The organism is Pseudomonas urethralis, assembly GCF_021602465.1.
Taxonomy (GTDB): domain Bacteria; phylum Pseudomonadota; class Gammaproteobacteria; order Pseudomonadales; family Pseudomonadaceae; genus Aquipseudomonas; species Aquipseudomonas vlassakiae.
Genome location: NZ_BQIJ01000006.1, coordinates 63,823 through 85,336, shown reverse-complemented (window position 1 = coordinate 85,336; position 21,514 = coordinate 63,823). Strand labels below are relative to the sequence as shown.

Below are 21,514 nucleotides of genomic sequence, written 5' to 3'. Positions count from 1 at the left end.
GGGTCCATCTCAAGGCCTTGATACCAGGCCTACCCCTTGCGGGTTGTCCGGCTCAACTGGCCATCCACGCCCACCGGCACTTCACCGGCCAACGTCACCCGCCGCACCACGCGTGGCTGGGTGCCGTAGTCATCCACGGCATAATGCTGCGTGGCGCGGTTATCCCAGATCGCCACATCGCCCGCCTGCCAGCGCCAGCGCACGGTGTTCTCCAGCCGCGTCACATGCCCCTGCAACAGCGCAAACAGGTGCTGCGAGTCAGCCAGCGAATAACCTTTGATGCGCTTGACGAAATGGCCCAGTTGCAACACCCGTTCACCACTGATCGGGTGTACGCGCACCACCGGGTGCTCGGTCTCGTAGACGGTCGAGGTGAACACCTTGCGATAACGCTCAAGCTTGGCCGGGTCGACATCAGGCTTGACGCTCGCATAGTCATATTCGTTGCTGTGCACCGCCCACAGCTTGTCAGCCAGCTCGCGCAGCGGCTCAGGCAACTCCTGGTAGGCCGCGGCCGTGTTGGCCCAGACGGTGTCGCCGCCGGAAGCCGGCGCCACCACGCTACGCAGGATCGAGGCCTTGGGGTAGGCCTCGACGAAGGTCACGTCGGTGTGCCAGGAGTTGGCCCGCTGGCCTTCGGCGCCGTCCAGTTGCAGCAGGTAGCTGGTGCCGTCCACCACTGGCACGGTGGGGTGGGCGACCGGCTCGCCGAGCAGCTTGGCAAAGCCTTCCTGGGCCTGGTCGTCCAGGTGGGTCTGGCCACGGAAGAAAATCACCTTGTGCTTCACCAGCGCCGCCTGGATGGCGTCGACGGTGGCGGCATCGAGGTCGGCAGACAGCTTCACCCCACGGATTTCGGCGCCGATGCGGCCGGCAACCGGTTGGATGTCGAGTTCGAGGGCGTGTGGCGCTGAGGCTAGTGCGGCATTGCTCATGGTCGTGGTCCTTGCGGTCATGGTCGGTTTTGGGGTTCAGCGGGCGGCCTGCACGGCCTGTTGGGATTGCAGTGCGGTATCGAGGAAACGCGGTTCGACCCACTCTGAAACCTGGAAGCCACGGCGGATCAGGCGCTCGCGTGCGGCCAGGTCGACGCCCTGCTGCAACTGGGCGATGAAATCGGCGTCCAGGCGAGGATCGAAGTAATGGGCCAGGTCTTCGTTGGCCAGGTCATCGCTGAGGATGCTGCGTGGCCAGTTGGCGTTGTTCGCAACCAGCTCGACGTAAGCCTCGCGGTTACGCTCGTCGCGCAGCCAGTTGGTGGCCTGCTCCTGGGCATTGACCAGGCGCTGCACCAGCTCGGGGTATTTGCGAATGAAATCGCCCGTGCCGAGCAACACCGCCTGGGTGCTGCCGGCGCCCGCCAGGTCGCGGGAGTTGACCGGCAGCTCGACCAGCCCGCGCTCACGCAGCGACAACAGGTTGGAAAGCCCCCAGGTGGCGTCGATCTGTTTTGCAGCCAGCGCAGCGTTGGCGGCGTTGAAGTCGAGGTTGATCACTTTCAGGTCGCGCTCGGACAACCCCTGGCTGGCCAGCGCGCTGGCGAACGACAACTGGTTGGCGGTGCCGCGGAACACCGCCACGCGCTTGCCCTTGAGGTCGTGCAGGGACTTGATGCCGGACCCCGGCACTACGCCCAGATAGCTCTTCACCCCACGCACCCCGGCCGACAGCACACGGGTGTCGAGGCCGTTGGCCTTGCCGACGATCGCCGCCAGGTCGCCCAGGTAGGCGAAGTCGGCCTGGCCATTGGCCAGGGCTTCGTTGACCACGGGGCCTGCGCCCTTGAAGAAGTGCCAGTCGATGCGGATGCCGTCTTTGGCAAATTCCTTTTCCAGCAGCTGCTGGTCGCGCAGTACGTCGACCACACCGCCCGCACTGTGCTTGCTGCCGGCGCTGAGGTCGGGCACCGCGATGCGGATGCTTTCCGGCTTGGCCGGCTCGGCTGCGTGGGCGCCCAGGGTAAAGGCCAGGCCGAGTGCGGTGATCAGGTGGCGAAGCGGGGTTTTCATGGCAAGGCTCCTTGGCAGGCTGCCACCGGCGATGGCCGGCGCGTTGGCCAGAAGCTAGGCAGGTCTGGTTAGAACCTACAAAGATCAAAACTTCATTTTTCAGTAACGGAAAGACATAAACGAGGATTCATGCGGGGCGCGGGGTGGCTTGCGGGAAACGCATGGAAAATATGAGGAAAACGCAACGGCGAGGGGGTTCCGCATGCATGGCTTGCATGCTCTTATCTCTTGAATATCGCTTGTGTAATTTTTTAATTCCATAAGTGAATAACATTGAAACGCTTCGAGAGATGGCCGATGAATGGAGTTCTGACCAAAGGGCGGGGTTGGCTTCGCTGGCCACTGCGCGCCCCAATCACGGCGCACGGCCGCTCCCGCGTGGGTCGCGTCTTGCCATGGGCAGTGCCGGTGTGCATTGCCCTGCTGTGGTGCGTGGCGAGCCAGCAGCGCTGGATGAGCGAGCAGATCCTGCCGGCGCCCTCACTGGTGTGGCAAAGCGCGCTGGAGTTTGGCTCCGGTGAGCTTTGGGGGCACCTGTGGATAAGTCTGCAGCGGCTGTTCTGGGGGCTGCTGACGGGCGTCGGCTGTGGCTTGCTGCTCGGCACATGGCTGGGCACCTCACGCCACGCGCAGACCTGGGTGCTGCCAACCTTCGTGGCCCTGGCGCAAATCCCTACCCTGGCCTGGATTCCGCTGTTCATGCTGTTCTTCGGTATCGGCGAACTGCTCAAGCTGGTGGTGTTGGTGAAAGCCGTCGTGGTGCCGGTCACCCTGCACACGCTGGTCGGCGTGCGCGACGCGCAGCCGAAGCTGCGCGAAGCCGCCGCCGCGCTGCGCCTGCCGCGTCACCTGTTGTTTCTGCGCCTGTTGCTGCCAGCGGCCCTGCCCGCCTTCCTCACTGGGGTGCGCCTGGCCCTGGCGACCGGCTGGACGTCGTTGCTCGCCGTGGAATTGCTGGCCTCCAGCGAGGGCATCGGCTACCTGATGGTCTGGGGCAGGCAGCTGTTCATGCTCGATCTGGTGCTGTTGTGCATCCTGGTGATCGGTCTGGTCGGTGCACTGCTGGAGCGCGGCTTCTCGACCCTGGAAAAGCGCCTGCTGTTCTGGCCTCAACCGGCCACCGGCGAACAGCAGCGCGGGCCCATTCCACGGGGCTGGCAAAGCCTGCTGCTGCCAGTGGCATTGCTGGCGCTGTGGCAGGCGAGCAATAGCCTGGGCTGGATCGACCCGAACATCCTCGCTTCGCCGCTGGATGTGCTGCGCGCGCTGTTCAGCGGCCTGGCCGACGGCTCGCTGCCAGAAGCCATGCTGCTGAGCCTGCAGCGCACCCTGACCGGCCTGCTCCTGGGTGGCGGCGCCGGCTTGCTGAGCGGGTTGCTGCTGGGGCTGTCGCCAAAGGCCGAACGCCTGTTCGGGCCAAGCCTATCGGCCCTGCGGCAAGTGGCGCTGTTTGCCTGGGTCCCCTTGCTCACGGCCTGGTTCGGCCTCGGCGAAGGGGCCAAGCACGTGTTCGTCGGCCTGGCGGCATTCTTCCCGCTGCTGATCGCCACCCAGCGCGGCATCGCCAGCCTCTCGCCACAGCTGGGCGAAGCGGCCCGCACACTGCGCCTGAACCTGTGGCAACGCCTGCGTCTGCTGGTGCTGCCCGGCGCCGCACCGGCGATATTCGCCGGCTTGCGCCTGTCCTTGATCTACGCCTGGCTGGGCACCATCGGTGCTGAGTACTTCATGCCCTCGGACGGTGGCATCGCCAGCCTGATGATCGGCGCGCAGCAATTGTTCCGCATGGACCAGGTGATGGCCGCGATGGTCCTGATCGGCCTGGTCGGCGCCCTGCTCGGCACCCTCGGCCAACGCCTCGAATCGCGCGCCACGCGCTGGAGAACCGCATGAACGCCTTCAATGCTTCACACCTGCACGCGGCCAATCAGGCCGACACCACACCGCCGCTGGTCAGCTTCGAAGGCGTCGGCAAGGTCTTCAGCGTCGATGGCCAGCCCTTCGAGGCCATCCGCAACTTCAACCTGGCCATCAACGAAGGCGAGTTCATCGCCATCGTCGGCGCCTCGGGCTGCGGCAAGTCGACCCTGCTGCGCCTGCTGGTCGGGCTGGACACCGACTATAGCGGCAGCATCCGCATCGATGGCCAGGCGGTCAGCGGCATCGGCGGCGAGCGCGGCATCGTGTTTCAGGAGCATCGGCTGTTCCCCTGGCTGACGGTCGAACAGAACATCGCCCTGGGCCTGGTCAACGAACACCTGACCCAGGGCGAGCGCGCCCGGCGTGTGCACGAGTTCGTGCAACTGGTAGGCCTGGTCGGTTTCGAGTCGGCCTACCCGCACCAGCTGTCCGGCGGCATGGCCCAGCGTGTAGCGATTGCCCGTGGCCTGGTGGCCAGCCCGCGCATCCTGTTGCTCGACGAGCCGTTCGGCGCGCTTGACGCTCTGACCCGCCAGCAGCTGCAGGACGAACTGCTGGCCATTCGCGAACGTGCCGGTATCACCACATTGCTGGTGACCCACGACGCTGAAGAAGCCACCTACCTTGCCGACCGGGTCGTGGTGCTGGAACCACGCCCCGGGCGGATCAAGTCGGTGGTGGACATCGACCTGCCGCACCCGCGCCTGCGTACCGGTGTGGCCCTGCACGGATTGCGCGAGCGGGTTCTGCACCAGATCACCGGTGACGGCGGCTACCTGCCGCCGCCAGCACGTCGGGTGGAAGGTCTGCGGCCTGAACTGATCGCTCTTTAGGTCCAAGCCGCTGCGGGGAAGAAGCGCTCGACCACAGCGTCATGCTGCACCAGCTGCTGGTAGGCATGACGATCGAACGGCAGGCCGGTGCGCATGGCGTAGATCGGTTTGTCGGTGGGCTTGGGCACTTCGCGCAAGCGGATGCGCAGAAAACGGTAATGCGTACCGCTGACCTCGCCGGCGGACTCGATCCGAAAGTAGCGCCCTGGAGTGAACAGCACCTCGGCCTCCTGCCAGTTCAACGACAGGGATGCCACCGGCACGCCGCTGGCCTGGCCATCGGCAAGCAGCTCGTACAACACGGTGTTGTCATCGAAATGCTCCGCCACCTGCGCCAACGGCAGGTCGACCGCCTCCTTGGGCAGCATGAACCGTCGGGGGATGTAGGGGCTCTCGGTAAACGACGTGATGTCGGTGCTGACCAGCACATCGCCTCGGCGAATTGCACCGGCCCGCCAGCGTGCTCCGATGGTCACTCGCGGGCCACGGCCTCCACGCCACAGCACCTTGGCGCCGCTGCGTGGGAGTTGCTCCATCGAGTCGAACAGGTTGTCGAGGAATGCCCGCAGCTCGTCTTCAGGTACCGCGGCCAAGCGCTGCCTGCCGATACTGAACACATCGTTGACCTTGGCCATGTGGCCACTGTATTGCTCGATCAGGTTGTTGTGCACCTCACCTTCGTGCCTGAAGCTGTAAAAGCGCTCGCCTTGACGCGCCACATGGGGCGTACCGAACTCGTCCGTCGGCGCCATGTGCCCCTCGAACCCGGGTAGCTCGGCCTGGTTCAGCAACGCTTTGTGACGCTGGCGTACAGCGCGTGAAACCAGGTCGCTGGAAGCCTGGTCCACCTCCATGTAGGTATCCCACTGCTCAGGCGTCGATTCCGTCAGCACCGAATATACGGAAAACGCTATTACCAGCAGGTCGCACACGGCTGAAGTGAACGCTTCATTGCGCTGGACCCTGTTGGGAGCATTCACCAACGCATCAATATCCAGCCCCAGGCGAACGCTGCCAAGCATGAACAGCACCATGCCGAGAGGCTGCCACCCCAAGGCGAATACACTCAACACGGTGATCGCGATCCCCAGCTCATGGCGCCAGTATTGTTTGTGCAGGTCGCTGTTGGAGACCAGTATGCGATGGCTGGCCTCGACGTCATGCCTGACCCATTCGCTCATCTGTTCAAACAGCGGCCGAGCCACTTCGGCGCCCAGGCCGAACGGCCAGTGTGGCGCCGGCCCGGTACCGCTGCGCTCGCGCAGTCGCTGCAGCCCGGCCTTGCGCGTGGCCTCGTCAACCTCGGCGTAGGGCTTGTGCAGGGAGTCGTACCAGCTCTGGCCCTCCTCCCCATGCAACTGCCTGGAAACCCAGATGCGCAAGGCTGCCACGTCGTCGAATGCCTGCAGCACCACGTCCGCCGTCGGGGTATACAGAAGAAACCGGCCGTTGCGCAGCGCGAAGGTCAACAAGTGCCCTCCTCCGTGCATCGGGTAGTGCCGAACCGAGTAATCGCCAGTGCCGCCTGGGCCACGCAAACCGGCCAGGCTCAGGCGCTTCCCGGCTTCCAGCCCCATCCACGCCCATAACCGCTGGCGATCCTCGGTGGTGACATGGCCAGCCACCAGGCTGCTCTCGATGGCAGCGATGAAGCTGACCTTGAGCAGCACAGGCAGATCCTTGCCTTCATTGCTCCAGAACCGATCCGTGCGCTCACGCACCACATTGGCAAAGTCGAGCTCCCAGAAATGCTTCCTGACCTTCACCGGGTCAAGCTTCACTTCGTTCTGCGCATCGAATGCCTGCGCACCCGGGCCATCACGGTAAAAACCGTTCAGGCGAAAGATCGTATCGGCATCTTCGTCCTGCAACTCGACATCGAGACGCCTGATCCACAGCTCGGTGAAGGTCAGTGAGCTGATCGGTGCGTGATGGTGCGTCCACCCGGTGAAACTGCGGGCTCGCCGGTTGTCCCCCTTACGGAAGTGGTGCCACCAGACCTGGTCGGGGTCCAGCGCCATGCCGGTTTGCATCAGCAGGTAAGCGCTTGCCTGCTCGTGCGCCAGTGAATGCAGGTCAGGAAACGCCTCACGGTACCGTCGGGTCTTTTCCAGGATGGTCTTGGCGTCCTTTAGCCACTCAAGGCTCTGCGCGTATGGATCGGTCATGCCCATGCTCCTCGGTTCGAGAGCCTTGATGCTGCTCCGCCCCGAAAAGAGGAAGGGGATACCCCTATGCCACCCCCAGTCCGCGCAAGTATTCCCAGGGGTAGATACCCCGTTGGTGCCCATCGCTGAACAGCAGTTGCACGCCGTAACCCTGCGGCTCGATGTGCTCCACTCGCACATCGTCCTGCACCACGCCAATAGCGCCGCGCAGGCGGGCGGCGCGGCAGTGCGAACACGGGCAGGCACCGCGCAAGCGCGCATGGCTGATGACCTGCTCGGCATCCTGCCACTGCACGCTCAGCAGCCCCGCCTCGCGTTGGTTGCGGATTGCGCTGGGGCTGTTCATCACGCAGCCCCGCGCAGCTGCGCCAAGGCGATGCGCACGGCCTTGCGCACTTCCGGATCGCTGTCCGCCTCAGCCGCCTGCAACGCCGGCAGGGCACGGGCCTGGCCCAGTTCGCCGAGCGCCAGCGCCGCCTCCTTGCGCAGGTTGGCGATGGCATGGCCCAACAGGGCGGCCAAGGCATCCAGCGCCTCGGTGTGACGCAGGCGGCCCAGTGAGCGCGCAGCGCGCAAGCGCACTTGCCAGAAGTCATCCCCTAGCGCCACCACCAAGGCGGGCCCCGCCTGGGCATGGCCAACCTTGCCCAGCGTCGTCGCGGCTTCTTCGCGTACTTGCCAGGCGGGATCGCGCAAGGCGCCAACCAGCGCCGGCAACACGACCAGGTCACGCGCAAGCCCCAAAGCGCCAATCGCTGCGCGACGTACCTCGGTGTCGGGCTCATGCTCGGCCAGTCTCGCCAAGGCAGGCAGCGCGGGCTCGTGCTTGAGCCAACCCAGGATCCCCACCGCTTCGCGCCGCACCAGCGCATCCTGGTCCTCCAGTGCCCGCAACGCAGGCTTGGCAGCGTCCTCCAGGCGCAGTTCGCGCAGGGCGCGCAAGGCACTGGCGCGGACAAAAGCATCGGCATGGGTCGTCCACGGCAAAATCAGTTGCCCGGCTTCCGGGGTCTTCAACTCGCTGAGGCTCTGCGCGGCAGCCAGGCGAACCGCTTCGGCGCCATCCGCCAGCGCCGCGCACAGTGCCTGCACCACTTCCGGTTCTTCCCAGGCCTCCAGCAGCCGCGCGGCCTCGGCACGCACCTCGTCGGCGCCATCGACCAACAGCGCATCGGTCAGCCACGGCAAGGCATCAGGGTCTTCCAGGTCGGCCAGCGCGATCAGGGCAATGCGTCGCACACCCGCGTCGTCGGCTTCGAGGCGTGGCAGCAGGTCAAGAATTTCGGGGTTGTCGGTGCTTCGTTCCGTCATAGCGCAATCCTTAACGGTGGGTGTTCAGTGGTCGGCAGGCCGAGCGGCGTCAGGCGCGGCAATTCGCGGCCTTCTTCATGGCGTAACAAGGCCAGGCAATGGCGTTTGAGGTGGGTGAACTCAGCGCTGGTCAGCAGGCTGGCACGGCGCGGGCGTGCAAAGTCCAGGCGCAGGTCCTCGATGAAGCGACCGGGGCGTGGGCTCATCACCAGCAGGCGATCGGCCAGGAACAAGGCTTCGTCGATATCGTGGGTGACGAACACCACGGTGGTGCGAATGCGCCCCCAGATATCCAGCAGCAGTTCCTGCATGCGTGCACGGGTTTGCGCATCGAGGGCGCCGAAAGGCTCGTCCATCAGCAGCAGGCGCGGGCGATTGATCAGCACCCGGGCGATCTCGGCACGCTGCTGCATGCCACCGGACAACTGGCTGGGCCAGCGCTCGGCGAAGTCCGCCAAGCCCACCAGTTGCAACATGTCGTATGCCTGTTGGCGGCGTTCGGCCTTGCCCAGGCCTTGCATCTTCAGGCCAAAGGCGACGTTGTCGAGCACGCTGCGCCACGGCAGCAAGGTGTGGTGCTGGAATACCATGCCGCGCTGCGGCGAGGGCCCGGTGATGGCTTGGCCATCCACGCTCAGCTGGCCGCTGCTGGGCACCAGATGCCCGGCCAGGGCACCGAGCAAGGTCGACTTGCCGCAACCGGAAGGCCCGAGGATGCAGACGAACTCCCCCGGCTCCACAGCGAAGTCCAGGCGCTGCACCGCCTCGAAGGCCTCAGCGCCCTGCCCCAGACGGATCGACAGGCCCTGCCCCTCGATCCGCCCCGGCGCCTGTTGACAGGGGTTCATCAGGCAGCCCTCCGTGTGCGGTACCAGGGCGTGACCAGCGCACCCAAGTGCTTGACCAGCGAGCTACTGCCCATGCCCAGTACGCCGATCAGCAGCATGCCGACGATGATGTCCGGGTAGTTCTGCAAGGTATACGACTCCCAGGTGTAGTAGCCGATGCCGAACTGCCCGGCGATCATCTCGGCAGTGACCAGGCAGAACCACGAGGTGCCCATGCCGATGGCAAGGCCGGTGACGATGCTCGGCAACGCGCCAGGCAATACCACTTCGCGCAGGATTGCCCAACGCCCGGCACCGAGGCTGCGCGCCGAGGCTACCAGGCGCGGGTCGACGGCCTCCGCGCCATGCACGGTGTTGAGCAGGATGGGGAACAGCGCGCCGGTGAAGGTGATGAACACCATCGACAGCTCCGACGACGGGAACATCAGGATTGCCAGCGGGATCCACGCCACCGCCGGTATCGGCCGCAGCACTTCGAGCGGCGGCAGCAAGGTGTCCTCTGCCCATTTCGAGCGGCCGATCAGCAGCCCCAGGCTCACACCCAGCAGCGCAGCAGCGGCATAACCGGCAAACACCCGCGACAGGCTGCTGCCCAGGTGCGCCAGCAGCGTGCTGGAGGTCAGCAACTGCCAGGCCGCACTCAGCACCGCCTGCGGCGTGGGAACATAGGTGAAGGTCAGCAGGCCGAGGTCCAGCTTGACACTGGCCGCCGCCTGCCAGAACAGCAGGCAGGCCAGCAGCGAAACCAGACGCACGGGCCAGCGCTTGAGGTCGCGGGTCATCTCGATGCCTCCCGGTCAGCGCTGGGCGACCAGCTTCTGGTTGGCGCTGACAAAGTCAAGCGCTTCGCCGCCATGGGCCTTGGCGTACTGCTCGGCCTGGTCCTTGAGCAGGAAGGCGGCCAGTTCGCCCTTGGCATTGCGCACGAACCAGGCCTGATTGGCCAGCAGCTTGATGCCGCTGTCGGCAGCCTGGGCGTAGATGGCGCGAATGTCCTTGCCGTCCTGTTCCAGCTGAGCCAGCGCGCCGAGGGCGGCTTCCGGCGAGGCGTAGTGGCGCACCTTGGCCTCACCGCGCACCCAGATCTGCGCCAGGCGGCTGAAGTCGGTGATCGGTTTGCCCGTGAGCGCGTCGTTGGCCTTGAGTGGCAGCGGCGCATAGTTGTTCAGCGCCTTGTCGTAATCCAGGCCGTCCTGCTTGAAGGCTGCGCGGATGTACTGGTCGTCGATGAACTGGTCGGTGTCGAGACCGCGATCGGTCTTTTTCAGCAGCTTGAGCGTGTCGATGGAGGTCGCCACTGCCTGGCGGTATTCAGGCTTCCAGGTCAGGTCACGGGTCTGCAGGCCAAGCGGGCCGTGGAACAGGTAATTGACCTCGGCCTCGATGCCGGTGACCTTTTCGATCAGCTCGCTGTACTTTTCCGGTTCGGCCGCGATCAGGCGGTCCGCTTCAAGGCTGGCGCGCAGGTAGGCGGTGACCACTTCCGGGTACTTCCTGGCGTAGTCGGCATCGACCAGGGCGCCATGGAACGTCGGCGCGTTGGCCTGGGCACCGTCGTAAATCTTGCGGGCGAAGCCGCGATTGGGGAACAGCTCGGCGAACGGTACGAAGTCGGCGTGGGCTTCGATACGGTTGCTGCGCAAGGCGGAACCGGCGATCTCCGGCGCCTGGGCGATGATCCGCACGTCGTTCTGCGGGTCCCAGCCCTGGGCTGCCACGGCGCGCAGCAGCATGCCGTGGGCGGTCGAGGCGAACGGCACGGAGATGGTCTTGCCCTTGAGCTCTGCCAGCGACTGCACCTTGGATGCCGCCGGCACGACGATACCGTTGCCACTGCCATGCACACTGCCCGACAGCACGCTGATGAACAGGCTGCGCTTGCCGGCATCCAGGTGCGCGACGCCGTTGAACGAACCGGGGAAATCAGCCATGGCGCCGAAGTCGAGCTTGCCGGCGACCATCTCGTTGGTCAGCGGTGCACCGCTGGTAAAGTTCTTCCACTCGATCTGGTAGTGGGCGTCCTTGTACTTGCCATCGTGCGGCAGGTACTTGTCGAGCAGACCCAGCTCGCGAATCAGCAGGCCGCCCGTGGCGCAGTTGATGGTGGTGTCCTGGGTACCGATGGCGATGCGGATGGTTTCGGCGCTGGCGTTCAGCCCGGTGAGCGCCAGCGCGAGGCCGGCCACGGTTGCTACAAGGCGCATGGATGTTTCCCCTCGAATCGTTTTGAGTGCTGGAATCGTCTCCGCCGCCCGGCTTGGGGGTGGGAAACGAGGGGCATTGCAGGAGGGCGCGTCCGGTGGCTCCCCGGATGGCGCAGATGAGTCAACGCAGCAGGTACGGGATGTCGACCTTGACCGCGCCGGTGGGGCAGTCTTTCTCGCAAGGCATGCAGTACCAGCACTCGTCGAATGCCATGTACGCCTTTTGCGTGGCTGGGTTGATCGCCAGCAGGTCCATAGGGCAGACCTCGACACACACGGTGCAGCCCTTTTCGGCGATGCACTTGTCTTCGTCGATGGTTACCGGGGCGCTGCTGCGGAACAAGATTTCCTGGGGCTGGTAGGCCATTTCACGGGGTCCTTGGGGCCTTCGGCCCTCTGTTTCATTCAGGCAGCGTCGGCTTTCACCCGCAGCCGGTCATAGGCAGTCTGTTCCTGGGCATCCAGCGCAATCAGGTACGGTTCGACGGCTTTCTTGAAGCTGGTCATTTCACCGTCTTCGCCTTTTTTCAGATGGCAATGGCAGAACCATTCACCATCATTGCGCTCGGGGAAGTCCACGCGGTGGTGGTAAAGGCCCCAGCGGCTCTCCTCACGGAACAGCGAGGCCCGCGCCGCCATCTCGGCACAGTCGCGAATCACCGAGACCTCCATCGCCCGCATCAGCTCATGCGGGTTGCTGGCTTTCATCTGTTCGAGATCACGTTCGATTTCGGCAAAGCGCGCCAGGCCGATTTCCATCTTCCTGGTCACCTTTGGCGGCTGCAGGTAATCGTTCACCATGCGCCGCAGCTTGTACTCGACCTGCGCCGGCGGCAGGCCATGCTCACGCTGCAGCGGGGCGAACACTCGCGTGCGTTCGCGCTCGACCTGCCCGGCATCGACCTCGGCCAGTTCCCGCTCGGCCACGTACTTTGCCGCGTTCACACCGGCAAACCAGCCGTAGGTAAACGCACCGAGCATGTAGTTGTGCGGCACTGCAGCCATGTCACCGGCGGCATACAACCCCTTGACGCTGGTCTCGGCCTTCTCGTTGACCCACACCCCTGACGCCGAATGCCCCGAGCAGAAGCCGATCTCGGAGATATGCATCTCGACCATGTGCTGGCGGTAGTCGGTACCACGCCCGGCATGGAACTGGCCGCGGCTGGGGCGCTCATTGCTGTGCAGGATCTGTTCGATGTTCTGGATGGTTTCTTCGGCCAGGTGGTCGAGCTTGAGGAACACCGGGCCGTTGCCGCCTTCGAGTTCCTGGTGGAACTCCCACATCATCTGCCCGCTCCAGTAATCGCACTCGATGAAGCGTTCGCCCTTGCTGTTGGCGGTGTAGCCACCAAGGGGGCCGGTGACGTAGGCGCAGGCCGGGCCGTTGTAGTCCTTGATCAGCGGGTTGATCTGGAAACACTCGAGGTTGGCCAGCTCGGCGCCAGCGTGGTAGGCCATGGCATAGCCGTCGCCGGCATTGGTCGGGTTCTCGTAGGTGCCCATCAGGTACCCCGAGGATGGCAGGCCCAGGCGCCCGGCAGCGCCGCAGGCAAGGATCACCGCCTTGGCCCGTACCACGCGAAACTCGCCCGTGCGGCAATCAAAACCCATGACACCGGCAGCCGCGCCTTCGGCGTCGAGCAGCACACGGGTGCAAACCATGCGGTTACTGATCTCGACCCGGGCGCGCTTGAGCTGGCGATAGAGCACTTTCTTGATGTCGTGACCTTCAGGCATGGGCAGCACATAGGCGCCCATGTGGTGGACCTTCTTCACCGCGTAGTCGCCAGTCTCGTCCTTTTCGAACTTGACGCCCCAGCGGTCGAGTTGCTCGATGGTTTCGAAACTGTGGGTGGCATAGGCATGCACGGCGGCCTGGTTGACGATGCCGTCGTTGGCCACGGTGATTTCCTTGGTGTACTGCTCGGGCGTGGCATGGCCGGGAATGATGGCGTTGTTCAGGCCGTCCATGCCCATGCTGATGGCGCCGCTGCGCTTGACGTTGGCCTTGTCCAGCAGCAGTACGCGCAGGCGCTTGTCGTGCTCCTTGGCCTTGATCGCCGCCATCGGCCCGGCGGTGCCGCCACCGATGACGATGATGTCGTAGTCCTGGGTCTCGATGCTCATGCCTTGCTCCCCTTCTGACGGTCGATGCGCAGGCGGTACTGGAAGGCATCGCCGCGGTAATACAGGTGTTCGAAGTCCAGCGGCGTGCCGTCGGCAGCGTGGGTGAGGCGCTCGATGCGCATGATCGGCGCGCCTTCTTCCACCTCCAGCGCCTGGGTCAGGTCGCTGTCTGCCAACACCGCGTCAATGGCCAGGTCGGCGTGGCCCAGCGCAATGCCGCAGTCGTTTTCCAGCAGCAGGAAGATGTCGCGGGTGACCAGGTCGGCCTTTTCCAGCTTCTCGCCGACGGCCTTGGGCAGCCAGGTCAGCTCCAGCGACACCGGCTCGCGGTTGATCAAGCGCACCCGGCGGATCTCGGTAACCAGGCTACCCTCCTCGACCTGCAGCCGCGCAGCGACCAGCGCATTGGCCGGCACATGACGGAAGCTGCGCAGGCGGTTGATCACCTCGTAGCCCATCTGCGTCATCGACTCGCCCAGGCCCTGCAGGGTGCTGACGTTCTGGAACGCCTTGGGCTTGGCGACGAAGGTGCCTTTGCCGTGAATCTTGAAGATCAGTCCTTCTTTCTGCAGGTCACCCAGCGCCTGGCGCACGGTGATACGGCTGACCTCGAAAGCCTTGCCCAGCTCGCTTTCCGAGGGCATGCGACTGTGCGGTGGATAAGTACCGTCGAGGATGCGCTCGCGCAGCAGTTCCTTGAGCTGGGTGTAGAGCGGTACCGGGGACAGGGGGAGCAGTTCGGCCATGATTCTCTTCGCTGATCGATTACTTGTTATAACAAGTTGTGACCAGAGGATAGAGGACATAAGAACCGCTGAGGAAATACTGAAATTGCATATGGATAGATGGATTTGTGGCGGCCTGTACCGGCCCTCTCGCGGCTGAAGCCGCTGCTACAGACAGCGCAGTACCTGTGGCAGCGGCTTTGGCCGCGAAGGGCCAGGCGAGAAAATAGCGATAGATCAAGGCGATGGACGCCGCCGAATCAGATGGGTATCATGCGTGCGCGTTGCACTCGTAGCTCAGCTGGATAGAGTACTGCCCTCCGAAGGCAGGGGTCGTGGGTTCGAATCCCGCCGAGTGCGCCATATCTGAAAAGCCCTGGGATCATGCCCGGGGCTTTTTCATTTGTGCGACATGTCGCGTTTCTGGCACTCCCGTGCCATGGGTCATTGATGTTAGCGTGGGTCCCCTCCCGTCCCGACGGGTATCCCATAACAATGATTCGCGAAGGAATGCGTGCTCATGCACCTGAAAAAACTCTCCACCGCTCTGATGCTGGCCAGCATTGGCCTGTTCACCCAACCGGCCCAGGCCAACCTGTCCCAGCAACAGTCTGCCGCCATCGTCAAAGCTTTCGACGGCAGCAACCCGGCCGACTTCAAGCAATTCCTCGGTAAACTCCAAGGCAGCGACCTGGCCAAGGCCGACAACCTCGCAGCCACGCTCGACGCCTACCTGGCCGGCAAGCCGCTCGCAGCCGAGCAACAGAATGAGATCAACCGCCTGCTCGGCCTGTACACCCGCATCAAGTACGCCAAGGCCGCCACGGAAAACCTGCGCGAGCTGGTCGCCATCCCCACCTTCAGCGTCGACGGGGTGCCGCAGCACGAAAACCCCGAATTCGTGAAGATCGCCGACAAGATCAAGGCGCTGGCCGAGAGCTTCGGCCTGGCCTTCCGCAATGTCGACAACCGCGTCTACGAGATCTCGCTGGGTGAAGGCAAGGAAGTGGTCGGCATCCACGCCCACGCTGACGTGGTGCCGGTCAACCCGGACAACTGGAAACTTGCCGACGGCACCCGCCTCGACCCGTTCAAGGTCACCCTGGTCGGTGACCGCATGTACGGCCGTGGCACCGAGGATGACAAGAACGGCATCATCGTTGCGCTGTATGCGCTGAAAGTGGCCAAGGACGAAAAGCTGCCACTGGCCCGGCAGTTCAAGCTGTTGATCGACACCACCGAAGAAACCAGTGGCGATGCCATCCCCTACTACTTCGAGCGCAACCCTACCCCCGACTACAACCTGGCCCTCGATGGCGGCTACCCGGTGGTGATTGCCGAAAAAGGTTACGGCACGGTCATGGCCAGCTTCAGCAAACGCCCGGCCACAGGCAAAGGTGCGGAAATCGTCAACCTGACCGGCGGCCTGGCGACCAACCAGATTCCGACCACGTCGGTGGCGACCCTGGTTGCCGACAACCCGGCGGAACTTGCCAAGCACCTGGAGACGGCCGGGGCCGACTATGTGAAGCGTCATGGCAATGACTTCAGCATCACCGCCAAGGTCGACGGCAAGAACGTGCTGCTCACCGTTACCGGTGTGTCTGCCCACTCCTCGGAGCCAGAGTCCGGCGTCAACCCGGTGGCGCGCATGCTCGATTTCCTCAATGGCCTGGGCCAGCAGGTACCACTCAAGCACAACCACTTCACCGATGCCGCCCGCTACGCCGCCGACAACTGGGGCCTGGACTACCTGGGCAAGAAACTGGGGATTGGCTTCGAGGACGCGTTCATGGGCCCGCTGACCACCTCGCTTACCTTCGTCGGCGTGGACGACAAGGGCCTCAAGCTGGCCGTGAACCTGCGCATCCCCAAAGGCAAGCCACTGGCCCTGATCAAGGACCAGCTGGCCGACAAACTGGGCAAATGGACCCGCCAGAGCCACACTTCGGTGGCCTTCGACTACAGCCTCGACGAGCCGATGTTCCGCAACCCCGAGGGCGAATGGGTCAAGGCGTTGCTCGATGTGGCCAGCGAAAACCTGGGCATGAAACACGAATTCGGCACCTCGGCCGGCGCCACGTCGGTGCATGACCTGCCCAACGGCGTGCAGTTCGGTCTGGCCATGCCGGATGTGAAGTACACCGGGCACAACGACAACGAGTTCAAGACCGTGGAACAGTTCATGCTCGACCTGCAGGTGGTGAGCGAGATGGTCGCGCGGATTGGGCAGATGCCGAAGCTCTAAGTCAGCTGTACCGGCCTCTTCGCGGCTCCACCGGATGTTCGCGCATACCTGCAGGAGCGGCTTTAGCCGCGTTGAGGCCGGTACAGGCACTACCCATGACGTTTTTCAATCGACTCGATGCCGTTTCCTGCATTGCCGTGCAGGCCGGCGTCCCGGATGCTTTATTTACCCCAGGAGCTCGTCTTTTTCCCCCGCAGAGGCCCGTATGAAGACCGTCGACCAAATCCTCAAGACCAAGTCCCAGCACCAGACCGTATACACCATCGGCCCGGATGACTCGGTGCTCGACGCCCTGAAACTGCTGGCGGAGAAGAACGTCGGTGCCTTGCCCGTCGTGGAGAACGATCAGGTGGTGGGCATCGTCAGTGAACGCGACTATGCCCGCAAGCTGGTACTCAGGGGCCGCTCCTCGGCCGCCACACCGGTGCGCGAGATCATGAGCGCGCCGGTGATCACGGTGGACCCAAGGAAGAGTCTGGATTACTGCATGCAACAGATGACCGACCGCCATCTGCGCCACCTGCCAGTCGTCGAGGAAGGCAAGCTGCTCGGGCTGCTATCGATCGGTGACCTGGTGAAGGAAACCATCGCCGAGCAGGCCAGCCTGATCAAGCAGCTGGAAGGCTACATTCGCGGCGAATAGCCGGCCTCAATGGTAGGCGCGCTCCAGTTCGTCCAACTGATGGTCGAAACTGCGCAGGCGCGCCGACCAGGTGTACACCAACACTTCCAGGTCACGGTTGAGCACGGCGGTATTGCCATGGCCGTTGCTCGACGGCTCGCACAGATCCAGCTGATACCGCTCGCGGGCCATGGCCGTGGCCACGCTGGACAGGTCGCGGGCATTGGCCAGCCAGTGGTGATGATGGTCGTGGATTTCCCGGTCGAGCGCCCGGCACTGGCGCTTCAATGCATCCAGGCTCTGCTCCAGCGGCGTACCCTTGAGTTCGCCCATCACTTCCTCGAAGGTGCGCCCGGAATGCCAGTAGCTGCCCCAGAAATAGCGGTCGAACACCGTCTCGACACGGCGCAGTGCAACCTTGGTGTCCCAGATGGTGAGCAACGTTCGGCCTTGAATCACTTCACGCTTGTTCAAGCGTAACTGCTGCCAGGCAATCCAGGTCAGGGCCAGCAACGCCACCGCGCCAGTGACGGCGGCGGCGGCGTAGAGAAACTGTATGGCCTGGTTCATCTGCTGGGTGTGGCGTATGCCGTAGAAGTAGCCGGCCGTCAGGGTGCCCAGGATCGTCACGGAGCACCAGAAACCTGGTGCGTAGGGATCTTTCATCACGCTATCCCCTGTTGTTTTTCCTGAGCATAGCAACGGCCGATCACTCGTCAGGTGCCGCTCGGCACTTATTTTTTCTTGGGATGAAGTGCCTCGTTCAACTGGTCGATCATAGGTATCCAGTCAGCATCGGCGGTATAGCTTTCCTTGAGAAACGCCCGCTGCCCTTCCGTCCAGAAAGGCGCGTCTACCAGTTTTACGCCGTCATCCAGCGGCGAGTGCGTGGTGATGAAGCGCTCGATTTCGACTGGGTCATCAGGCAGGCCCAGTTGCTTGAAGATTTCCGAGAAGTGGTGGTTCGGTTTTTCCATGTTGCCTCCTTAGCACCGGGCCGGCCAGCAGTGCGCCCGGCCCGGCATGGGTTGGTTGTCATCAGCACAGTTCTCGTACTTCGGCTTGCGGTACCAGTTTCAGGTACTGCTCCATGCTCATGTGGATCAGGTGATCGTGGTCACCTGCCTCCAGGTAGACATCGCCCTGGCGGGTAAGACTCGAATCGAGCAGCATCTTTATCTGATAGGCGTCACCCATTGCCGGGATGGCGCCCCTTTCGCAATCGCCGAACAGCATCGGCAAGGCGCTTTCGCGAGTCAGTTGCCAGGCGCCAGACATGCGCACCTTGCTCATGTCCATGTGCCGATTGGCCGGCAGCACGGCCATGATGTAGTTGCCATGACGGTCGTCGAGCATGACCGACTTGGCCACCCGCTCGGCAGGTACGCCCGCCGTGCGCGCCGACTCCAGGCTGGTGGCCGAGTGTGGGTGGGGAATGATGTCGTAGTCGCAGTTGGCCTGGTCCAGGCGCTGCTGCAGGGTCTTGGCCATACGCATGATGCACCTCCGGTTTCGCCCCCAACCTTCAATTTTAGGCCTTGGGCCGGCAGGCATGGCTAAACTTCAAGCAGAGAGGTCAACGAGGTGACGACAGGTGATCACTCGATGTTGCCGCTGGCTGCTGCTGTTGCTGCTTGGCCTTGCCCCGGCGAGCCTGGCAGCGCCCGGTAGCGTCTGGGTATTGGGCATTGATGACGCCATCGGCCCGGCCAGCGCTGACTACCTGGTTCGCAATCTCGACCAGGCCAAGGCCCAAGGTGCCCAGTTGGTGGTGCTGCGCCTGGATACCCCCGGCGGGCTGGACAGTGCCATGCGCCTGATGATCAAGGCGATTCTGGCAAGCCCCGTGCCGGTCGTCAGTTACGTTGCCCCCAGCGGCGCCCGTGCCGCCAGCGCTGGCACCTACATCCTCTATGCCAGCCACGTCGCCGCCATGGCCCCCGGGACCAACCTCGGTGCCGCCACGCCCGTGCAGATGGGTGGCCTGCCCGGTGCGCCGAAGGACGACAAGGCCAAGCCGAGCGACGATGAACAGACCCTGGCCCGCAAACAGGTCAACGACGCCACCGCTTATATCCGAGGCCTGGCCCAGCTGCGCGGGCGCAATGCCGACTGGGCAGAACAAGCGGTGCGTGAGGCGGTCAGCTTGCCGGCCAGTGAAGCACTGCGCCTGAACGTGATCGACCAGGTAGCCAACGACCTGCCTGCGCTGCTGCACCAGATCGACGGCAAGACCTTGGTCGCCGCCGGCCAACCACAGCGGCTTCAGACCCGGGATGCTGCCGTGATCGAACGCCTGCCGGACTGGCGCACGCGCCTGCTGGCCGTGATCACCCATCCCAGTGTGGCGCTGATCCTGATCATGATCGGCGTATACGGCCTGTTGTTCGAGTTCATGAACCCAGGTTCCGCACTGGGCGGAGTGGTCGGCGGCATCTGCCTGCTGCTGGCGCTGTATGCCCTGCAGCTGTTGCCGGTGAGCTTCGCCGGCGTGGCACTGATCCTGCTCGGCATCGCCTTCATGGTCACCGAGGCGTTCCTGCCCAGTTTTGGCGTGGTCGGCTTCGGCGGCATCGTGGCCTTCATCGCTGGCGCCGTGATCCTGATCGACACCGATGCCCCGGGTTTCGGCATCCCCGTGGTGCTGATAGGCACCCTCGCCGTCCTTTCGGCCCTGCTGATCGGCGGCGTGGCAGGCATGGCCATCAAGGCGCGCCGACGGGCGCTGGTCAGCGGTGACGCCGGGCTGGTCGGCAGCCTGGTGACGGTGACCCAGGTGATGGCGGACAACCCGTTCTGCGGCTCGGTCCAGGCCCAGGGCGAACAATGGCAAGCCCAGTGCACCACGCCGCTGCAGGCCGGGCAGCACGTCCGGGTTATAGCACGCCATGGCGTGACACTGGAAGTAAGTGCCGCCGCGCCTGCGGCGCAAGGAGACTGACATGTTCATGCAAGTGGGGTTCGGTGCCGTGCTGATCGTGCTGGTGATGCTGTTGCTGTCGGCATTTCGCATCCTGCGCGAGTACGAGCGTGGCGTGGTGTTCCAGTTGGGGCGCTTCTGGCAGGTCAAGGGGCCGGGGCTGATCCTGCTGGTCCCGGTGATCCAGCAGATGGTCCGGGTCGACCTGCGTACCGTGGTGCTGGATGTGCCGCCACAGGATGTGATCACCCGCGACAACGTGTCGGTAAAGGTCAATGCGGTGGTGTATTTCCGCGTGCTCGACCCGCAGAAGGCGATCATCCAGGTCGAAGACTTCCTCGTCGCCACCAGCCAGTTGGCCCAGACCACCTTGCGTGCGGTGCTGGGCAAGCATGAGCTGGACGAGCTGCTGGCCGAGCGCGAGCAGCTGAATTCGGACATTCGCCAGGTACTGGACGCACAGACCGATGCCTGGGGCATCAAGGTCGCCAACGTCGAGATCAAGCACGTCGACCTCAACGAGTCGATGGTCCGCGCCATTGCCCGTCAGGCGGAGGCCGAACGTGAACGGAGGGCCAAGGTAATCCATGCCGAGGGCGAGCTGCAGGCGTCAGAGAAACTGATGCAGGCCGCGCAGATGCTCAGCAAAGAGCCGGGGGCCATGCAGTTGCGTTACATGCAGACGCTGGGGGCGATTGCCGGCGACAAGAGCTCGACCATTGTCTTTCCGTTACCGGTCGACTTGCTCAAGGGGCTGGTGGACAAGCAGAAATGACCGGGGCCGCAGGGCAGCCCCGGGATTCGATCAGATTGGCGCCCGGCGCAGGGTGGCGAGGAAGGTCGCCGCGCCGATGAACAGCCCGGCAAAGGTCCGGTTCAGGCGCTTTTGCTGCTTGGGCGTGCGCAACAGCCGCAACACGCGGGAAGCCAGCCCGGTGTACCCCGCCATCACCAGCATGTCGACGCTGACCATGGTCACGGTGATCGCGATGTATTGCGGCAGCAACGGCGCGTGAGGGTTGATGAACTGCGGCAGCACGGCCAGCATGAACACCAGCGCCTTGGGGTTGCTGACGTTGACCAGGAAGCCGCGGAACACCAGGCTCAGCGGCTTGCCAATCGGGCGCACGGCGGCTTCATCGGTCATGTCCATGGGCAAGGCGCGCCATTGCTTGTAGGCGAGGTAGACCAGGTAGCCCACGCCGAACCACTTGATGAGCTGAAAAGCGGTGGCGGATGCAGCGAGGATTGCGCCGACGCCGGCGGCAATGATGGCGATCTGCATGATCAGGCCCAGCTGCAGGCCCAGGGCATTCCAGTAGCCACGCCAGAAGCCGTACTGTAGCCCGCTGGACATCGAGGCAATCGCCCCGGCACCCGGCGACAGGCTGATCACCCAGCAGGCGGCAAAGAAGCCCAGCCACACTTCCATCGACATTTCACACCTCGCTCAACAACTGTTGCAAAACGTTAAGCTAAGGTTTTGGCGAAAAAATAACCAGCAAATTCTGCGGGCATTCCATCGCCTGCACGGGCCCCTGCAGGAGCGGATTCATCCGCGAAGAGGCCAGCCCAG

21 protein-coding genes and 1 tRNA gene are annotated in these 21,514 nt (G+C 64.0%); 7 read left to right on the top strand and 15 right to left on the bottom strand.

Annotation, left to right across the window (positions count from 1 at the left end; genetic code table 11):
- Positions 1 to 29: 29 nt before the first annotated feature.
- The gene (locus L6D64_RS11945) at positions 30 to 935 is read right to left on the bottom strand and encodes a TauD/TfdA dioxygenase family protein (protein WP_176509154.1); all 906 of its coding nucleotides are present in this window, start codon (positions 933 to 935) and stop codon (positions 30 to 32) included.
- A 36-nt stretch (positions 936 to 971) separates the two neighbouring features.
- Positions 972 to 2,009, bottom strand: coding sequence for an ABC transporter substrate-binding protein (locus L6D64_RS11940; protein ID WP_176509155.1), 1,038 nt, complete (start codon positions 2,007 to 2,009; stop codon positions 972 to 974).
- 297 nt (positions 2,010 to 2,306) lie between these two features.
- Here L6D64_RS11940 and L6D64_RS11935 point away from each other — a divergent pair, with 297 nt between their 5' ends.
- Both L6D64_RS11935 and L6D64_RS11930 read left to right on the top strand, forming a co-directional pair.
- Positions 2,307 to 3,902 (top strand): ABC transporter permease, encoded by a 1,596-nt coding sequence (locus L6D64_RS11935; RefSeq protein WP_236192447.1) that lies wholly within the window; start codon positions 2,307 to 2,309, stop codon positions 3,900 to 3,902.
- A complete protein-coding gene (locus L6D64_RS11930) occupies positions 3,899 to 4,762 on the top strand; it encodes an ABC transporter ATP-binding protein (RefSeq protein WP_176509156.1) in 864 nt (287 codons plus the stop codon). Before L6D64_RS11935 ends, L6D64_RS11930 begins: the two co-directional genes overlap by 4 nt.
- Here L6D64_RS11930 and L6D64_RS11925 read toward each other — a convergent pair.
- The 9 genes from L6D64_RS11925 to L6D64_RS11885 all read right to left on the bottom strand — a co-directional run bounded on the left by L6D64_RS11925 (position 4,759) and on the right by L6D64_RS11885 (position 14,169).
- Entirely contained in the window at positions 4,759 to 6,930 is a 2,172-nt protein-coding gene (locus tag L6D64_RS11925) for a dermonecrotic toxin domain-containing protein (protein ID WP_176509157.1), read from the bottom strand. The two genes, L6D64_RS11930 and L6D64_RS11925, sit on opposite strands and share 4 nt — an antisense overlap.
- A 64-nt stretch (positions 6,931 to 6,994) precedes the next feature.
- Positions 6,995 to 7,276 carry a DUF971 domain-containing protein gene (locus L6D64_RS11920; protein WP_176509158.1) on the bottom strand — a complete coding sequence of 94 codons (282 nt, stop codon included), beginning with the start codon at positions 7,274 to 7,276 and terminating at the stop codon, positions 6,995 to 6,997.
- Complete coding sequence (locus L6D64_RS11915) at positions 7,276 to 8,241, bottom strand: HEAT repeat domain-containing protein (RefSeq protein ID WP_176509159.1); 966 nt, start codon at positions 8,239 to 8,241, stop codon at positions 7,276 to 7,278. The genes L6D64_RS11920 and L6D64_RS11915 overlap by 1 nt, the downstream gene beginning before the upstream one ends.
- Complete coding sequence (locus L6D64_RS11910; RefSeq protein WP_176509160.1) at positions 8,238 to 9,089, bottom strand: ABC transporter ATP-binding protein; 852 nt, start codon at positions 9,087 to 9,089, stop codon at positions 8,238 to 8,240. The genes L6D64_RS11915 and L6D64_RS11910 overlap by 4 nt, the downstream gene beginning before the upstream one ends.
- Positions 9,089 to 9,871 (bottom strand): ABC transporter permease, encoded by a 783-nt coding sequence (locus L6D64_RS11905; RefSeq protein ID WP_176509161.1) that lies wholly within the window; start codon positions 9,869 to 9,871, stop codon positions 9,089 to 9,091. Before L6D64_RS11905 ends, L6D64_RS11910 begins: the two co-directional genes overlap by 1 nt.
- A 15-nt stretch (positions 9,872 to 9,886) precedes the next feature.
- A complete protein-coding gene (locus L6D64_RS11900; protein ID WP_176509162.1) occupies positions 9,887 to 11,293 on the bottom strand; it encodes an ABC transporter substrate-binding protein in 1,407 nt (468 codons plus the stop codon).
- A 121-nt stretch (positions 11,294 to 11,414) separates the two neighbouring features.
- Positions 11,415 to 11,660: a 4Fe-4S dicluster domain-containing protein gene (locus L6D64_RS11895; RefSeq protein WP_054887076.1), complete on the bottom strand. Its 246-nt coding sequence runs from the start codon at positions 11,658 to 11,660 to the stop codon at positions 11,415 to 11,417.
- Between the two features lie 38 nt (positions 11,661 to 11,698).
- The gene (locus L6D64_RS11890) at positions 11,699 to 13,423 is read right to left on the bottom strand and encodes a fumarate reductase/succinate dehydrogenase flavoprotein subunit (protein WP_176509163.1); all 1,725 of its coding nucleotides are present in this window, start codon (positions 13,421 to 13,423) and stop codon (positions 11,699 to 11,701) included.
- The gene (locus L6D64_RS11885) at positions 13,420 to 14,169 is read right to left on the bottom strand and encodes a GntR family transcriptional regulator (protein WP_176509164.1); all 750 of its coding nucleotides are present in this window, start codon (positions 14,167 to 14,169) and stop codon (positions 13,420 to 13,422) included. The genes L6D64_RS11890 and L6D64_RS11885 overlap by 4 nt, the downstream gene beginning before the upstream one ends.
- A gap of 265 nt (positions 14,170 to 14,434) precedes the next feature.
- On the opposite strand from L6D64_RS11885, the gene L6D64_RS11880 reads away from it, so the two are divergent.
- The 3 genes from L6D64_RS11880 (at position 14,435) to L6D64_RS11870 (ending at position 17,039) form a co-directional block, all read left to right on the top strand.
- Positions 14,435 to 14,511: transfer RNA gene (locus tag L6D64_RS11880), tRNA-Arg, on the top strand.
- A 157-nt stretch (positions 14,512 to 14,668) separates the two neighbouring features.
- The gene (locus L6D64_RS11875; protein WP_176509165.1) at positions 14,669 to 16,396 is read left to right on the top strand and encodes a dipeptidase; all 1,728 of its coding nucleotides are present in this window, start codon (positions 14,669 to 14,671) and stop codon (positions 16,394 to 16,396) included.
- 205 nt (positions 16,397 to 16,601) lie between these two features.
- Positions 16,602 to 17,039: a CBS domain-containing protein gene (locus L6D64_RS11870; protein WP_176509166.1), complete on the top strand. Its 438-nt coding sequence runs from the start codon at positions 16,602 to 16,604 to the stop codon at positions 17,037 to 17,039.
- A 6-nt stretch (positions 17,040 to 17,045) separates the two neighbouring features.
- On the opposite strand, the gene L6D64_RS11865 is transcribed toward L6D64_RS11870, so the two are convergent.
- The 3 genes from L6D64_RS11865 to L6D64_RS11855 form a co-directional block, all read right to left on the bottom strand.
- Positions 17,046 to 17,684, bottom strand: a complete 639-nt coding sequence (locus L6D64_RS11865) for a hypothetical protein (protein ID WP_054886436.1) — start codon at positions 17,682 to 17,684, stop codon at positions 17,046 to 17,048.
- A 68-nt stretch (positions 17,685 to 17,752) separates the two neighbouring features.
- Entirely contained in the window at positions 17,753 to 17,995 is a 243-nt protein-coding gene (locus L6D64_RS11860; RefSeq protein ID WP_054886437.1) for a DUF2789 domain-containing protein, read from the bottom strand.
- Between the two features lie 61 nt (positions 17,996 to 18,056).
- Entirely contained in the window at positions 18,057 to 18,515 is a 459-nt protein-coding gene (locus L6D64_RS11855) for an aminoacyl-tRNA deacylase (RefSeq protein WP_027916942.1), read from the bottom strand.
- Positions 18,516 to 18,612: 97 nt separating this feature from the next.
- Between L6D64_RS11855 and L6D64_RS11850 the strand changes: the two genes are divergently transcribed.
- Positions 18,613 to 19,959, top strand: a complete 1,347-nt coding sequence (locus tag L6D64_RS11850; RefSeq protein ID WP_176509167.1) for an NfeD family protein — start codon at positions 18,613 to 18,615, stop codon at positions 19,957 to 19,959.
- Between the two features lies 1 nt (position 19,960).
- Positions 19,961 to 20,713, top strand: a complete 753-nt coding sequence (locus L6D64_RS11845) for a slipin family protein (RefSeq protein ID WP_176509168.1) — start codon at positions 19,961 to 19,963, stop codon at positions 20,711 to 20,713.
- A gap of 30 nt (positions 20,714 to 20,743) precedes the next feature.
- On the opposite strand, the gene L6D64_RS11840 is transcribed toward L6D64_RS11845, so the two are convergent.
- Positions 20,744 to 21,376, bottom strand: coding sequence for a LysE family transporter (locus L6D64_RS11840; protein ID WP_176509169.1), 633 nt, complete (start codon positions 21,374 to 21,376; stop codon positions 20,744 to 20,746).
- Positions 21,377 to 21,514: the final 138 nt, after the last annotated feature.

Excerpts from the sequence above, each read along its gene's own strand:
- L6D64_RS11945 (WP_176509154.1), bottom strand. The coding sequence starts at position 935 with ATGAGCAATGCCGCACTAGCCTCAGCGCCACACGCCCTCGAACTCGAC.
- L6D64_RS11940 (WP_176509155.1), bottom strand. The coding sequence starts at position 2,009 with ATGAAAACCCCGCTTCGCCACCTGATCACCGCACTCGGCCTGGCCTTT.
- L6D64_RS11935 (WP_236192447.1), top strand. The coding sequence starts at position 2,307 with ATGAATGGAGTTCTGACCAAAGGGCGGGGTTGGCTTCGCTGGCCACTG.
- L6D64_RS11930 (WP_176509156.1), top strand. The coding sequence starts at position 3,899 with ATGAACGCCTTCAATGCTTCACACCTGCACGCGGCCAATCAGGCCGAC.
- L6D64_RS11925 (WP_176509157.1), bottom strand. The coding sequence starts at position 6,930 with ATGACCGATCCATACGCGCAGAGCCTTGAGTGGCTAAAGGACGCCAAG.
- L6D64_RS11920 (WP_176509158.1), bottom strand. The coding sequence starts at position 7,276 with ATGAACAGCCCCAGCGCAATCCGCAACCAACGCGAGGCGGGGCTGCTG.
- L6D64_RS11915 (WP_176509159.1), bottom strand. The coding sequence starts at position 8,241 with ATGACGGAACGAAGCACCGACAACCCCGAAATTCTTGACCTGCTGCCA.
- L6D64_RS11910 (WP_176509160.1), bottom strand. The coding sequence starts at position 9,089 with ATGAACCCCTGTCAACAGGCGCCGGGGCGGATCGAGGGGCAGGGCCTG.
- L6D64_RS11905 (WP_176509161.1), bottom strand. The coding sequence starts at position 9,871 with ATGACCCGCGACCTCAAGCGCTGGCCCGTGCGTCTGGTTTCGCTGCTG.
- L6D64_RS11900 (WP_176509162.1), bottom strand. The coding sequence starts at position 11,293 with ATGCGCCTTGTAGCAACCGTGGCCGGCCTCGCGCTGGCGCTCACCGGG.
- L6D64_RS11895 (WP_054887076.1), bottom strand. The coding sequence starts at position 11,660 with ATGGCCTACCAGCCCCAGGAAATCTTGTTCCGCAGCAGCGCCCCGGTA.
- L6D64_RS11890 (WP_176509163.1), bottom strand. The coding sequence starts at position 13,423 with ATGAGCATCGAGACCCAGGACTACGACATCATCGTCATCGGTGGCGGC.
- L6D64_RS11885 (WP_176509164.1), bottom strand. The coding sequence starts at position 14,169 with ATGGCCGAACTGCTCCCCCTGTCCCCGGTACCGCTCTACACCCAGCTC.
- L6D64_RS11875 (WP_176509165.1), top strand. The coding sequence starts at position 14,669 with ATGCACCTGAAAAAACTCTCCACCGCTCTGATGCTGGCCAGCATTGGC.
- L6D64_RS11870 (WP_176509166.1), top strand. The coding sequence starts at position 16,602 with ATGAAGACCGTCGACCAAATCCTCAAGACCAAGTCCCAGCACCAGACC.
- L6D64_RS11865 (WP_054886436.1), bottom strand. The coding sequence starts at position 17,684 with ATGAAAGATCCCTACGCACCAGGTTTCTGGTGCTCCGTGACGATCCTG.
- L6D64_RS11860 (WP_054886437.1), bottom strand. The coding sequence starts at position 17,995 with ATGGAAAAACCGAACCACCACTTCTCGGAAATCTTCAAGCAACTGGGC.
- L6D64_RS11855 (WP_027916942.1), bottom strand. The coding sequence starts at position 18,515 with ATGCGTATGGCCAAGACCCTGCAGCAGCGCCTGGACCAGGCCAACTGC.
- L6D64_RS11845 (WP_176509168.1), top strand. The coding sequence starts at position 19,961 with ATGTTCATGCAAGTGGGGTTCGGTGCCGTGCTGATCGTGCTGGTGATG.
- L6D64_RS11840 (WP_176509169.1), bottom strand. The coding sequence starts at position 21,376 with ATGTCGATGGAAGTGTGGCTGGGCTTCTTTGCCGCCTGCTGGGTGATC.